Annotated in this window: 17 protein-coding genes; all 17 read right to left on the bottom strand. The window is 34.6% G+C overall.

Annotation, left to right across the window (positions count from 1 at the left end; translation table 11 throughout):
• Nucleotides 1–13 precede the first annotated feature (13 nt).
• The 17 genes from NST63_RS09835 to NST63_RS09755 all read right to left on the bottom strand — a co-directional run bounded on the left by NST63_RS09835 (nucleotide 14) and on the right by NST63_RS09755 (nucleotide 13,052).
• Nucleotides 14–874, bottom strand: coding sequence for a polyprenyl synthetase family protein (locus NST63_RS09835; RefSeq protein WP_212943553.1), 861 nt, complete (start codon nucleotides 872–874; stop codon nucleotides 14–16).
• Between the two features lie 20 nt (nucleotides 875–894).
• Nucleotides 895–1,119 carry an exodeoxyribonuclease VII small subunit gene (gene xseB / locus NST63_RS09830; protein ID WP_212943083.1) on the bottom strand — a complete coding sequence of 75 codons (225 nt, stop codon included), beginning with the start codon at nucleotides 1,117–1,119 and terminating at the stop codon, nucleotides 895–897.
• Nucleotides 1,120–1,124: 5 nt separating this feature from the next.
• Nucleotides 1,125–2,468: an exodeoxyribonuclease VII large subunit gene (gene xseA / locus NST63_RS09825; protein ID WP_341041976.1), complete on the bottom strand. Its 1,344-nt coding sequence runs from the start codon at nucleotides 2,466–2,468 to the stop codon at nucleotides 1,125–1,127.
• Between the two features lie 232 nt (nucleotides 2,469–2,700).
• A complete protein-coding gene (gene nusB, locus NST63_RS09820; protein WP_212943087.1) occupies nucleotides 2,701–3,093 on the bottom strand; it encodes a transcription antitermination factor NusB in 393 nt (130 codons plus the stop codon).
• Between the two features lie 203 nt (nucleotides 3,094–3,296).
• A complete protein-coding gene (locus NST63_RS09815) occupies nucleotides 3,297–3,710 on the bottom strand; it encodes an Asp23/Gls24 family envelope stress response protein (RefSeq protein ID WP_212943555.1) in 414 nt (137 codons plus the stop codon).
• Nucleotides 3,711–3,733: 23 nt separating this feature from the next.
• Nucleotides 3,734–5,083 carry an acetyl-CoA carboxylase biotin carboxylase subunit gene (gene accC, locus NST63_RS09810; protein ID WP_058002229.1) on the bottom strand — a complete coding sequence of 450 codons (1,350 nt, stop codon included), beginning with the start codon at nucleotides 5,081–5,083 and terminating at the stop codon, nucleotides 3,734–3,736.
• A gap of 12 nt (nucleotides 5,084–5,095) precedes the next feature.
• Nucleotides 5,096–5,581 carry an acetyl-CoA carboxylase biotin carboxyl carrier protein gene (gene accB, locus NST63_RS09805; RefSeq protein WP_341041974.1) on the bottom strand — a complete coding sequence of 162 codons (486 nt, stop codon included), beginning with the start codon at nucleotides 5,579–5,581 and terminating at the stop codon, nucleotides 5,096–5,098.
• A 255-nt stretch (nucleotides 5,582–5,836) separates the two neighbouring features.
• Nucleotides 5,837–6,376: a SpoIIIAH-like family protein gene (locus NST63_RS09800; protein WP_180212359.1), complete on the bottom strand. Its 540-nt coding sequence runs from the start codon at nucleotides 6,374–6,376 to the stop codon at nucleotides 5,837–5,839.
• A 13-nt stretch (nucleotides 6,377–6,389) separates the two neighbouring features.
• A complete protein-coding gene (gene spoIIIAG / locus NST63_RS09795; protein WP_341041973.1) occupies nucleotides 6,390–7,049 on the bottom strand; it encodes a stage III sporulation protein AG in 660 nt (219 codons plus the stop codon).
• Nucleotides 7,039–7,659 (bottom strand): stage III sporulation protein AF, encoded by a 621-nt coding sequence (gene spoIIIAF / locus NST63_RS09790; protein WP_341041971.1) that lies wholly within the window; start codon nucleotides 7,657–7,659, stop codon nucleotides 7,039–7,041. The genes spoIIIAG and spoIIIAF overlap by 11 nt, the downstream gene beginning before the upstream one ends.
• A gap of 36 nt (nucleotides 7,660–7,695) precedes the next feature.
• Nucleotides 7,696–8,886, bottom strand: coding sequence for a stage III sporulation protein AE (gene spoIIIAE / locus NST63_RS09785; RefSeq protein WP_212943092.1), 1,191 nt, complete (start codon nucleotides 8,884–8,886; stop codon nucleotides 7,696–7,698).
• 25 nt (nucleotides 8,887–8,911) lie between these two features.
• Nucleotides 8,912–9,298, bottom strand: coding sequence for a stage III sporulation protein AD (gene spoIIIAD, locus NST63_RS09780; protein ID WP_373312629.1), 387 nt, complete (start codon nucleotides 9,296–9,298; stop codon nucleotides 8,912–8,914).
• A 20-nt stretch (nucleotides 9,299–9,318) separates the two neighbouring features.
• A complete protein-coding gene (gene spoIIIAC, locus NST63_RS09775) occupies nucleotides 9,319–9,525 on the bottom strand; it encodes a stage III sporulation protein AC (RefSeq protein WP_058002222.1) in 207 nt (68 codons plus the stop codon).
• 18 nt (nucleotides 9,526–9,543) lie between these two features.
• On the bottom strand, nucleotides 9,544–10,059 hold the full coding sequence (gene spoIIIAB, locus NST63_RS09770) for a stage III sporulation protein SpoIIIAB (RefSeq protein ID WP_078109397.1): 516 nt from the start codon (nucleotides 10,057–10,059) through the stop codon (nucleotides 9,544–9,546).
• On the bottom strand, nucleotides 10,052–10,981 hold the full coding sequence (gene spoIIIAA / locus NST63_RS09765; RefSeq protein ID WP_058002423.1) for a stage III sporulation protein AA: 930 nt from the start codon (nucleotides 10,979–10,981) through the stop codon (nucleotides 10,052–10,054). Before spoIIIAA ends, spoIIIAB begins: the two co-directional genes overlap by 8 nt.
• A 380-nt stretch (nucleotides 10,982–11,361) precedes the next feature.
• A complete protein-coding gene (gene efp, locus NST63_RS09760) occupies nucleotides 11,362–11,919 on the bottom strand; it encodes an elongation factor P (protein ID WP_058002220.1) in 558 nt (185 codons plus the stop codon).
• Nucleotides 11,920–11,990: 71 nt separating this feature from the next.
• Entirely contained in the window at nucleotides 11,991–13,052 is a 1,062-nt protein-coding gene (locus NST63_RS09755; protein ID WP_341041970.1) for a M24 family metallopeptidase, read from the bottom strand.
• Nucleotides 13,053–13,054 lie beyond the last annotated feature (2 nt).

Below are 13,054 nucleotides of genomic sequence, written 5' to 3'. Positions count from 1 at the left end.
TTCTTTAACTCATTTATGAATCCCTTACTTCAATAAGGCTAGCCATTTCTTCGAGTAAATTTGAATGTAAATTAAGTGTTTTTATACATTCTTTTGCTTTTTCTGTATGGAAATGAAGTCGTTTTTTTGCACCATTTAATGATAATAAAGAAGGATAGGTACTCTTTACATTTTCGACATCACTTCCAACAGGTTTCCCTAGTGTCTCTTCGTTTCCTTCAATATCTAAAATATCATCTCTTATTTGGAATGCTAAGCCGATATTTTCAGCATATTGTGCTAAAATGTCAATCTGCTCATTTGTTGCATCTGCAATAATTGCACCTGCTTTTACTGCATATAATAAAAGTTTTCCCGTTTTATTTTTATGAATATATTCTAATTCATCAATGGTCAAGGATTTATTTTCCCCTAGCATATCGGCTACCTGACCACCAACCATTCCCTCCGGGCCAGCAGATATAGCTAATAATTCCATCAGCTTCACCTTTTTATCATTAGATAGTTTGGGATCTTGAGCAATTACTTGAAAGCTATATGTAAGTAATCCATCACCAGCCAATATTGAATAGGCTTCCCCGAAAACCTTATGGTTAGTTGGTTTGCCTCTGCGTAAATCATCATTATCCATCGCTGGTAGATCGTCATGGATAAGAGAATAGGTATGTATCATCTCTAGTGCACAGGCAACAGACAACCCCTCCATTTCGTTCTGACCGAATGAACGAATTGTTGCAAATACTAAGGACGGTCTTATTCTTTTTCCACCAGCTTGAAGAGAATAATCCATAGCCTCTTTAATGATCATAGGAGCGTTTAAGTTTGAAATATATGCAGAAAGTTGATTCTCTAATTCTTTATTCATTTTTGACATAAATGTTTTTAAATGCAAGCTTAATCCTCCTCTTTGATGATAAACTCCTCTTCACCATTATCTGTAATAATACTAGTTAGTTGCTCTTCTACTGTTTTTAACTTATCGTGACAAAGCTTTGAAAGTTCCATCCCTTTTTTATAGATCGTCAATGCTTCCTCTAAAGGGACATCTCCTTTTTCTAAACGTTGAACAATGACTTCTAATTGTTCCATTGCTTCTTCAAATGATAATGTTTCATCCATTTTTTTCATTCCTTTCCAATTTCTTTCACTTCACAAATAATATTTCCATCAGATACTTGTACTCGAATACGATCGTCTTCTTTTATTTGGTTCACACTTTTAATAATCTGTTGATTCTCTGTATAGGCAAGACTATATCCTCTATCCATGACTTTCAATGGGCTTAATGCTTCTAATGTCATAAGAACCTTTGAGAACTCCTGCTGTTTATCCTTTAGAGTAATCATTAATTGTTTTTGAAGTTCATTGTTTAATCTTTCGTATTTTTCCTTTTCATGTTCAACCTGTTTTTTCGGTTGATTCCTTAAAAATTGTTTTTGCAGTTGGGTAAAGTCAATGAAAAGAGATTGAATTTTTTGCTTCATCTCACGACTTAATTGGTTCGTTAATCGGTCCAAATGTTCCATTTTTTGTTCATATAAGCGCTGAGGGTTTTTAAATACATAAGAACGCTCTAAAAATTCCAGTCTTTTTCGTTCATGTCTAATCATCTCAGAAGTGCTTCGAATTAATCTCGATTTTCGATTCAAGAGTTTTTCCATTAACTCCTCTATATGAGGGACAGCTAATTCTGCCGCCCCAGTCGGTGTAGGTGCACGTAAATCTGCAACAAAGTCTGCAATGGTAAAATCTGTTTCATGCCCAACTGCTGAAATGATAGGTATATGTGAATGGGCAATAGCTCGTGCAACAATTTCTTCATTAAATGCCCATAACTCTTCAATTGAACCACCACCGCGCCCAACAATTAAGACATCTATGCTTTCCATTTGATTCATTTTTTCAATTGCGTCTGCAATGGATTTTGCAGCATTTTCACCCTGTACTAAGGCTGGGTGTAGAATCATTTTTCCGATAGGATATCTTCGCTTAATTGTAGAAATAATATCTCTAACAGCCGCTCCTGTCGGTGATGTAATAATTCCAATCGTATTGGGATATTGAGGTATTTTTTGTTTTCTTTCCAGAGCAAATAATCCTTCACTTTCTAACTTTGCCTTTAACTGTTCGTAAGCTAAATACAACTCTCCTATCCCGTCTGGCTGCATTTCCTTTACATAAATTTGATATTGGCCACTGCCTTCATAAACAGTTATTTGACCTTGAATTAAAACATTCATCCCATTTTCAGGCTGGAATTTTAATACTTTATTAGCAGAGGAGAACATCACAGCTAGAATTCTAGCTTTATTATCTTTTAAGGTAAAATACATATGACCACTGGAATGCTGTTTAAAATTTGAAATTTCTCCTTTTACATAGATATTAGCTAAATACGGATCGACATCAAATTTTCTTTTAATATATTTGGTTAACGCTTGAACAGTTAAATACCGATTTGCTGTCAAATGTAACACCCTTTTTATAATTAATATTGAAAAGGAGACTGTATTGACTCCATAGTGTTTTTCTTCATTTTAATGGTATGATTACTATATCTAAGCCATACATTATGTAAAAACAAAAGCTGCTTCAAGGGAAGTCAGCTTTTGTTTTATTATACATCTTAATCATTAGGTTGACGATATTTTAATAATTTTTCAGTGGATTTCAGCTTATTTTGTTAGCTTTATTATTCATTTACTTTTGAGTCGTATCTTTTATTTTCGATAATACGCCATTAATAAATTTACTGGATTGCTCATCACCGAATCGTTTAGACACTTCTAATGCTTCATTGATCGCTACGTTTGCTGGAATATCATCAACATACATTAATTCGAATACACCTAAACGTAAAATATTTAGATCCACCTTTGCTAACCGATTGATTGTCCACTTTTCAAGGTGTTGAGCAATCATTTCATCAATTTCATTTAAATGATTACTTGTCCCATGTACCAATTCATTTAAATATTCATTTTTTTCTTCACCTTTGACTACATTTTTAATGGCCTCATCTGGGGAAGCTTCGTTGATATCTATTTGAAATAATGCTTGGAGAGCCTTCTCTCGTGCTGTTCTTCTTTTCATTTTCAATTAAAACTCCTTTTTCTCTAAATGAGGATGTCAACGTCAACGCCTCAATATTGATTCATATTGTCCCTTATTATTTTACACTAAAAAGATAATAGCATAAAAAATACATTGAACGCACGATTTATCCTAATTTCATTCATTTTTATTATAATTCATAAAAAAAGTAAAGCCAAGGGCGTGTACCCTTGGCTAGTGGTTTATATCATTTCTGGTTCGTAGTCATTTTCTTGCTTTTGTGTTTCAAATTGTATACCAACAATATGAATATTAACCTCTTGTGCTTCTAAAGCTGTCATATTCAGTAATGCTTGACGAATATTGTCTTGAATTTTCCCTGCAACTGTTGGTATTGAAACACCAAAATTCATCGTACAATAAACATCAACAAGTATTCCTTCTTCCGTTAGGTCTACCTTTACACCTTTACCATGGTTCTTTCTTCCGAGTTTTTCAGCAACACCGGATGCAAAATTTCCTCTCATTTGAGCTACGCCTTCCACTTCCGTTGCTGCAATACCTGCGATTACTTCAATAACCTCTGGAGCAATTTCAATTTTACCTAAACCGTCTTGACCTTGGTCCATTTCTAGCATTGTATTTGTTTCAACCATCAATCAAACACCTCCATCTATGATTATTTCATTATATCGTATTTTTCTAAAAACTTCGTATTGAAATCACCACTTACAAATGTTTCATGTTCTAACAATCGCATATGGAAAGGAATAGTTGTATGAATTCCTTCTACTGCAAATTCACTTAAAGCACGTTTCATTCTCGCAATCGCTTCATCCCTTGTCGCTCCATAAGAAATAACCTTTGCAATCATAGAATCGTAATATGGTGGAATTGTATATCCAGGATATGCGGCAGAATCGACACGAACTCCTAGTCCACCCGGTGGTAAATACATATCAATTTTCCCTGCGGATGGCATGAAATTCTTGGCAGGATTTTCTGCATTGATTCTACATTCAATCGACCAGCCCTTAAAAGTTACTTCCTCTTGTTTAATCGATAGTGGTTGACCAGATGCAACGAGTATTTGTTCTTTTACCAGATCTACACCTGTCACCATCTCTGTAACAGGATGTTCTACTTGTATTCTCGTATTCATTTCCATAAAATAAAAAATTTGATTATGATGATCAAAAATAAACTCAATCGTTCCTGCACCAGTATAATCAACTGCTTTTGCTGCTTTTACAGCTGCTTCACCCATTTTTTCACGTATTTCAGGGGTAAGTGCTGGTGATGGAGATTCTTCTAATAGTTTTTGTAAACGTCTTTGGATTGAACAGTCACGTTCACCTAAATGAATTACATTCCCATGTTGATCAGCCATAATTTGGATTTCAACATGTCTAAAATCTTCAATGTATTTCTCAATATAAACACCAGGATTACCAAATGCTGTTGCAGCTTCTTGTTGTGTGATATTGATTCCTTTTACTAGTTCTTCTTCATTTTTCGCAACACGGATTCCTTTACCACCACCACCAGCAGTAGCTTTAATGATTACAGGATATCCCATTGAATTGGCTAATTGGATTGCTTCTTCAATTTCATTAATAATTCCTTGAGAGCCTGGGACGATAGGTACACCTGCATCCTTCATTGTTTCCCTTGCAACGTCCTTTGTACCCATCTTAGAAATCGCTTCTGGACTAGGTCCGATGAAGATAATATTGCATTCCCGACATAGCTCTGCAAAGTCAGCATTTTCAGCTAAAAATCCATATCCAGGATGAATTGCATCACAACCTGTTAATTTAGCAATACTAATGATATTTGTTACATTTAAATAACTATCTTTTGATGCTTTTGGTCCAATACAATAAGCTTCGTCAGCTAACTGTACGTGAAGGGCATCTTTATCAGCTTCTGAATAAACCGCTACAGCTTCAATACCTAAATCACGACACGCACGGATAATCCTAACGGCAATTTCACCGCGATTGGCAATTAATACTTTTTTTATCATGATGTTCGCTCCTTACTTAGTCTTCACCAAGAATAAAGGTTGTCCATATTCAACAAGCTGGCCATCTTTAACTAAGATTTCAACAATTTCTCCGTCAACTTCAGCTTCAATTTCATTAAATAATTTCATCGCTTCGACAATACAAACAACTGTATTGCTCTGAACAGTTGATCCAACTTTCACATACACGTCAGCGTCTGGTGATGGGGATTGATAAAATGTCCCAACCATTGGAGAAACAATTTTATGCAAGTTCTCATCTTGTTTTTTAACAGGTTGTTCTACTATCTCTTGAACTGGCTCATTTTTCACTTGTGACGCAGCTGGAGCAGGCGCTACTGGTTGCATCACTGGAGTTTGGGCAATAGGAGCTTCAACAACCGTCACATCTGAATTTTTCTTCATTTTAATTGAATATCCTTCACCTTCCAATTTAAACTCATTAATGCTTGATTGATCAATAAGCTTAATTAGTTCACGAACTTCTTGTATTTTCATAAAAATAACACCTCTTTAGTTTTTTGGATAAACCATCAATATGTACATGATTAATAATTATTATCCTGCTATTACATATCTGCTGTCAAACTTCATTATGAATAGATGATTAACTCTAGCAGAATGATTTAAGACTTACTACTAATATCATACGATAAGACTTAGTAAAAATTCAATAACCTAATAGAACCAATCTAATTTTACGAATAATAAAAGGTGATCCAATTCACTCCGGATCACCCTAAACATGACTATTTACGGTTGAAAATCTACAGCTACTTTTTGCATGTTGCCCATTTCTTCCTGTACTAATCTTAAAATTTGATTTGCTGCTTTGGTATTATGTTCTTTTGCTTTAACTGTAATTTTCATTTCAGTCCCATCTGCTCTTACTAAAACATCTTCATAGCCTTTAGATTTTATTAATTGTTCTAAAACCTTTTCAGTAGTTGCTAGTTCATTTAATTTCTTCATTTCATCCTGTGCTTTACTTCTTTCTTCAGCTGATAAATCAGTTGACGCTAACGTTTTTGTTAAATCATCCTTTGCTTTGCTACGATCATCCTGACGATCTATACGAATTTGTTCGAACACCTCATCACTTTGTTCTGTCACAACATTCATGTTTTGTTCTTTCTTAGTAGTTTCTTTTTCCTTCGTTGCTTCTTTTCCATCTTTCTGCTCGACCGCGGCCATATCTGATTGTTTTGGATCTGAAGTAACATAATAGACGGAAAGTACGACGACTAAACTTAACATTGTTAATAACCATACAGTTTGTTTTTTCAATAACATGGATATATCCCCCTTAATTTTTTTTAGGTTGAACAGACACTTTATGTGTTGGAACATCTAAAGCCCTGGATACCGCTTCTATGATCATACTTTTTACTGATATATTTTTGGCTCCGTCTGCTACGACTAGAACCCCTCTAATTTCAGGTTTCTTTGTTTCAGTAATCAATGGTATTTCTTTGTCACCATCTCTAATGATGACAAGTTTTTCATCTTTGGAAAGATCCTCAATCTGCCGTTCTCCACCATTTTGGTCAGTTTCTGTTGTAGTTTGATTTTGAATCACGGTGTTTTTTTCGTAAACTTTACTTTCCGTTGCTGCAAGATTGACGATGACTCTAACCTTACCCACTCCGGACATTTGCTCTAATACATCTTTTAGCTCTGTTTCATATTGCATTTCATAATCTTTCATCTTTTTATTTTGATCCTTATTCCCAGAACCAAATGTTTCTACATCTTTTTGATCGTCAGTTGCACTATAAACCGAAGTGGTCGAAGAGGTTTCCTTATTCCCAGTTTTCCAGATGTCACTGATTAGCATTATTGCTATTCCACAGACTAGTAGAATAAGGAGGTATTGATATTTCTTATTTTTTTTATTAGAATCATTCTCTTTGCTTTGAAATAATTTTTCTTTTAACCAATCAATAGGACCTTTATTATTGTTCATTCAGATTGCGAACCCTCCCTTCATAGTGAAGTTCAATCTGATCTTTTGTTACATTCCATTGATCTGCTAAGGTTTCCTTAATGCTTTCCATCTCTTTTAAATGTTTGTCATTCTTGGGTTGATTTGCTTGAATCTCAATAGGTTCTATTGCAGCAATTGAATTTTCTTTGGCTTCTTCCAAATATACAATCACCTTATCTATAGGATTTTTACCATCATTTTTTTGTCCACTTTCCTCGAGATTAATGTTTTGTATTTGCTTACCATATTGATCCATCAACTCCTCCTTGACATCATTTTTCATTTGGACAGCCACTTGTTCTAATGTATATTCATCTTGTACAGCTTGTATTTCTTTTTTTTTCGATTCTATTAAATTTTCTAGTTTTTTATTATCCACTGTTTTTTCAGAAGAAAAGGAGGTTAAGACTTGATCAAAGTCCTTTGAAAATACTTTGATAAGTGGGGTAATGATGATGGCAATTAACAAAAGACCTGTTACCATTTTTGTATATTTCTTCATATTAGAGTTCGGTAAGAGCATGTCCACTATCATCGCTAATAAAATGAAAACTACAATATTCATGATCCATTCTGTAAGAAAACTCATGTAACCTCTTCCCCTTGCCTAACACAATTTTTCAATTTAACGCATCATCATCGTTATATTCCCTGCTACAATAATAATAGTGATACTTAAAAAAAACATAAGAGCAACAATTGCCAGAGCTGCAAATACATAAACCATATTTTTACTAATTGTATCTAAACATTTAATGACTGGACCGTTTCCAATTGGTTGAATAATTGCAGCGGTGAATTTGAACATAAACGCAAGTGCTAAAATTTTAATAGCAGGAAAAGCGGCAATGATTAGAACAATTGCTACCCCTGCAATTCCCAAGGTGTTTTTTAATAATACGGAGGCACTTATTACCGTATCAGCAGCATCAGTAAACATTCTCCCGATTACAGGAACAAAATTACCTGTAACAAATTTTGCAGTTCGAATTGTTATTCCATCTGTTACAGCGGTAGCTGTTCCTTGAACAGAAATAACTCCTAAAAAGATCGTCATAAATATCCCTAATAAACCGATACTTCCATTCCGTAATAGCTGTGCAAGCTGTGTTGCTTTATACTGATCAGATAAAGTACTAACAATACTAAGGATGGTTGATAATAATAGTAAAGGTAAAACAATATATTGAACGAGTACTCCACTAGTATTCATAAGAAATAATATAACTGGATGAAAAAAAGCTGCTGAAGTTATTCCACCTGAGGTTGAAATCAGTGCGAGCAGAAGAGGAATAATCGCTAATATAAAATTAGTCATCATGCTTATAGCATTTTTTGCATATTCAATAGCTACATGAAAACTATTAAGTGCTAATATTGTAAGAACGATAAAAACGATTGCATAAGCGACTTTACTAATAGTTCCCTGTTCAAATGCTTGGTGTAAGGATTGTAGAAACATACTAAAGATCGTTAAAATTATTAAGGAACCTAATAATTTTCCATTTGCAATGAGTTCGTGAAAAGTAAACTTAAGAATCCCCTTAAACCATTGGTTGAGGGAAAATTCTTTATCCCCTTTTATAAAATCAATTAAGCTACCTTTCTGACTATCCGGTAAATAACCTCCATATTCATGGATAACGTTATCCCAATATTGCTTCAATTCATCAATGCCTAAGTCATTCATTTGTTTTTCAACTAATTCTTCTTGCAGTGATGGATTTGTCTCGCTATTAGAGGCTGCATATGTGTTGCTCTGTCCAAAAAGAGTAGTAAATAGGATGGCCATTATTATCAAGATCCATTGCCGCAAAACGTATTCACCTCACAAGCTTGTACTATCCATTGGGAACCAAATTTAGGACGGTTTCTATTAATACGGTTAAAATCGGAATAGCCATTGCTAATATTAGTATTTTGCCTGCTAGTTCAACTTTTGCTGCCATAGCTCCTTGTCCAGCATCCTTTGAAATATGTGAAGCGAATTCAGCTATATAGGCGATTCCAATAATTTTTAAGATTGTTTTCACATAAATTGTGTTCACATTAGCATTCGTTGCAATGGTTTCAACCATCCGAATAATGGTATATACTTGATCCACTAAATAAATGAATATTGCGCATCCAACAAATAGCACTAATAAAAATGCAAAATTAGGTTTTTGCTCTTTTATAATTAAAGCGAGGAAAGTTGTGATTAAGGCAATCCCAACAATTTTTAAGATTTCAATCCTTATTCCCTCCCCTAGCCTTGAAATAAAAATACTGATTTTATTTTTTGAAATAAATCATCGACAATGGAAGCCACTAGAAATAAAATGTATAAAAATCCAAAGAGAGTGACCCATTGAGCATATTCCTTTTTGCCTACTTGATCTAAAATAGTGTGCAGGAATGCGACGATAATACCAACACCAGCTATTTTAAAAATCACATCTACATCTATTCCCACATCTTTCCCTCCTGTCAACTACAAAAGCAAAATAACCACTAATAATCCCGATAAAAAGCCTAAGCTTTTCATCATTTTTTCATAGCGCTGCTGTTTGTCACGTGCATCTTCTTCCTCGCGTTCTAGATGTGTTAAAGTTAGGATAATTTGTTTTTGTTCAGTCATTCGATCATGTTTTCCTAAAGTTTCACCGAATTGGACAAGAATTTCATATTCACTTCTTTTTAATGAAGTCAATTTCCAAATCTCTTGTAAGCTCTCCTCCCAGGCACATTTAACTGTTGTTTCCATCGTTGTCAGCCGTAAAGAAAATTGTTCAAAACATGTTGCAATTGGCTTAGGCATTTGAGTAGATAGTCTCCTTGCTGCTTCATGAAGTGGAGTATGTCCATACATAATTTCAGCTTCTAATGATTGTAATGCTGTACGAAACATACGTAATTGCCTTGTTCTTTCACTTAAGCGCTTGGATAATTCGAACCCAGCCCATGTAGTAGAAAAAATAATAAAGATTGCTCCGATTACTCTAACCACTCGATACACCAACTTTATATATCCGTTCTTTACCATTTTCATCACAAATTTTATCAATTGTTCCTGGTCCTTTTCTTCTCGTCAATTCAATATAATTTTCAAAAACCCGGGAACGTAATATTTCAGTTAAGTTTGGTCGTTTTTTTATTTCTTCATATGATTTCCCATGTGTAGTCATAATCAATGTAATACCTGCATTTGCAGCTTCCATAATTGCTTCACTGTCTTTTTTACTTCCTATCTCATCCACAATCAAAACATCTGGACTCATCGAACGAATAAGCATCATCATACCTTCTGCTTTTGGACATGCATCAAGAATATCAACTCTTGGCCCAAATTCTAATTGTGGGATTCCATGAACACAACCTGCAATTTCAGATCGCTCATCCACTATTCCAACTTTTAAGGGGGGAATCTTTCTTTTCGTATCTCCGGTTGAGATAATTCTTGCAATATCGCGTAAGAGGGTGGTTTTTCCCGACTGTGGGGCACCAATAATCATCGTATGGCGCCAGCGATTCCGATAAAGCACAGGAATATAAGGATTTGCCACTCCAATTTTTTCCCTTGCGATCCGAAAATTAAAAGAAGCTAAATTTCTAATGGCTTTTACTAATCCATTCTCAAGAATTACCTTTCCAGCAAGACCGACACGATGCCCACCGGGAATCGTGATATAACCTTTTTTTAATTCTTCTTCCAATGTATAGAAAGAAAAATTCGCCAATTTATTTATGATCTGCTCAGCATCTTCTTCTGTAACGATATAGGGAATAAAATAGGGCTCACCTTTAGACATTATTTCTATTGGTCGATTAATTCGTATTCTTATTTCCTCCGTCCAATCTAAAACAGGAGTTGGTAATTCTTTTATTTTTACTGAGATATTCTTCGGCAAGAATGTTAGTATGTTTTCTATTTTCAACTCCTCCTTATTTTGAATAAAAATCCTATTATAAAAATATCGTTGTACATGCCTTCTGATATTAAATGTATTCGCAACAAATTAGAGTATGACTAATAATATAAAAAAAGAGGATGCCATAAGTGGTTAACACTTACGGCATTCTCTTTAAAAAATATCAAAATGGTAAAAGTAGTGTTTTCTACCGATCTGTTCTTCTCCTAGTAATCGTATATAACTGCAAAGGAGTCAAGTCATCGAACAAACTTCATTATAATAAAAATGGAAATTTACTTTATGAAGGAAAAAAATTGAGAGTTTCACTTTCGAAAACAAAAAAGCAGACTTTCTCTTCTTAATGGGAAGAGAAAGTCTGCCTGCGCTTTAGTTAGCGATTAAGCACGTGATACATATGAACCGTCAGTTGTATTGATAATTAATTTGTCGCCTTCATTTACAAAGAAAGGAACTTGCACGATTAATCCTGTTTCAACTGTAGCTGGTTTAGAACCACCTGAAGCCGTATCACCTTTAATACCAGGTTCTGTTTCAGTTACTGTAAGTTCAACTGTGTTAGGAAGCTCAATACCTAGTGTTTCACCTTGGTACATCATAATTTGTACTTCCATATTTTCTTTTAAGAACTTTAATTCATAATCGATCGCTGCAGCACTTAATTCAATTTGTTCATAGGATTCATTATCCATAAATACATGTTGATCCCCATTTGCATATAGATATTGCATTCTACGGTTATCAATTTGTGCTTTGCCTACTTTTTCTCCAGCACGAAATGTTTTTTCTTGAATTGCGCCAGTTCGAAGATTACGAAGCTTTGAACGAACAAAAGCAGCACCTTTACCAGGTTTTACGTGTTGGAAGTCCATGACTCTCCATATTCCTCCATCCACTTCTATTGTTAGACCAGTTCGAAAATCGTTAACAGAAATCATCTTGTTTTTTCCTCCTAATTGTTCAGCAACATAAAGATATTCTTTTATGTGCATCCAGTTACAAAATCATATTAAAGAATTATTAAGTCTTTTGTTGAATGAGTTAAAGTTTCATTCGAATTTTCCGTAATTAAAGTGTCATCTTCAATACGAACACCACCAACACCAGGTAAATAAATTCCTGGCTCTACAGTAACAACCATTCCTGGTTGAAGAGCAAGTTCTGATCTAAAGGAAAGTGCTGGACCTTCATGGACTTCAAGCCCTATTCCATGGCCAAGAGTATGACCAAAGTATTCACCGTAGCCTTTTTCAGCAATATAGTCTCTTGCTATGGCATCCGCTTCTATACCTGTCATACCTGGTTTAATTTTTTCCACAGCCAGCAATTGTGATTCAAGAACAATATCATAAATCTCTTTTAGTTTATCTGATGGATTTCCTACAGCAATTGTACGAGTAATATCTGATACATATCCTTTATGTAAGGCACCATAATCTAAAGTAACAAAGTCACCCTTTTCGATCACTTTATCAGAAGCTACTCCGTGAGGAAGAGCAGATCTTGTACCAGAAGCAACAATGGTATCAAAAGATGAAGAGGTAGCACCTGCTTTTCTCATAAAAAATTCAAGTTCATTGGATACTTCCAACTCTGTAACTCCAGGCTTAATATACTCTAATATATGTTTAAATGCAGCATCTGCAATGTCGGCTGCTTCCTTTAATATCTTAATCTCTGCATCCGTCTTAATCAAGCGTAAATTTTCAACTAAACCTGAAACTGGAACTAATTCCGCATTAAATGTTTTGTCATACAGCATATAAGCAGAATAATTCACATAATCTTGTTCAAATCCTAGTTTTTTTATTCCCAGTGCTTCGACTTGCTTCGCAATTTCATCATGAATTAACCCTTTATGTTGAATGACATCATAGCCTTCTGCTTGTTTTGTGGCTTGTTCTACATAACGAAAGTCCGTAATAAATTGAGCAGCATCACCTGAAATAAGTACAACACCTGCTGTTCCAGTAAAATTAGAAAGGTATCTGCGATTGTATTGACTCGTAATTAGTAATCCATCGATACCTGCTTTCGTGAATTGCTTTCGTAAATTCTCTAGTTTTTGCATAG

The organism is Heyndrickxia sp. FSL W8-0496, assembly GCF_038007825.1.
GTDB classification, from domain to species: domain Bacteria; phylum Bacillota; class Bacilli; order Bacillales; family Bacillaceae_C; genus Heyndrickxia; species Heyndrickxia oleronia.
Note: the sequence above shows the minus strand (reverse complement) of the source record. Positions and strands in the feature narration are given on the sequence as shown.